The organism is Microbacterium sp. (genome assembly GCF_031988965.1).
Classification (GTDB): Bacteria; Actinomycetota; Actinomycetes; order Actinomycetales; family Microbacteriaceae; genus Microbacterium.
Window position 1 is genome coordinate 1 of sequence record NZ_DALZXX010000110.1, and the last position, 989, is coordinate 989.

1 protein-coding gene is annotated in these 989 nt (G+C 69.1%); it reads right to left on the minus strand.

The genetic code is table 11. The features are described from left to right. Positions 1-989: histidine kinase (locus RTM68_RS14355; protein WP_312172115.1), on the minus strand; the 989-nt coding region annotated here is incomplete at both ends.

Genomic DNA, 989 nt, shown 5'->3' on the forward strand with positions numbered 1-989 from the left:
TGTTCACGATCTCGACCTCCACACCGTGCTGGTCGTAGCGCACCCGCACATCGGCCGTCGCTCCGGTGCCGGCGTGACGGCGCGCGTTCGTGAGCGACTCCTGGGCGATGCGGTAGAGGTTGACCGCGACGACCGACGGCACTGGCAGGGGGTCGCCGATCACGGCGTAGTCGGTGGGCAGCCCCGCCTCGGTCGACGCCGCCGCGAGCTCGGCGATGTCGTCGAGCGCGACGGTCGACGAGGCATCCGTCGTCTCGCCGCCGGGGGTCCGCAGCGTCTCGAGCAGCTGTCGCAGCTCGTGGATCGCGTCGCGGGCCGAGCCCTCGATGCCGGTCAGGATGCTCTTCGTCTTCTCGGGGTCCTGATCGATCACGAGCCGTGCGGCGCCCGCCTGCACCCCCATGACCGACACATGATGCGCGACCACGTCGTGCAGCTCGCGGGCGATGCGCACGCGGTCGAGGGCGACGGCCTGGGCGGCCGTGACCTCGCGCTGCTGCTCGAGTTCGGCGGTGCGCTGCTCGAGCACCGCGCGCTCCTGAGCGGCGTTCCACGAGCGCTCGCCGAAGTAATAGGCCCCGGCGAAGTAGAGCACGTTCAGCAAGAGCTGGATCAGCATGAACGCCAGGTATGGCGAGAGCAGTCCCGCGGCGACCTCGGCCTTCTCGGCCTCCTCGATGGCCGTGTGATACATCGTGATGAGCAGCCAGATGAACATGCCGACGATGATCGCGACGCGCACGATCATGGCCGCGCGGCGGTTGTTCATCCAGGCGCCGACCGTGTACAGCGACACGAACATCGCGATGTTGCCCACGTAGATCTCGGGCACCTGGAAGGTGATGGCGAGGAAGTAGGCGACGCACACTGCAATCGCCACGGCTGCCGGCCGGCGACGTCGCCACCCGAGGGGCGCGGTGACCGCGAGCGCGTAGACGAGGGCGGTCCACTCGGGAGCCCGTGTGTCGCCGTAGATGTCGGCGACCGTC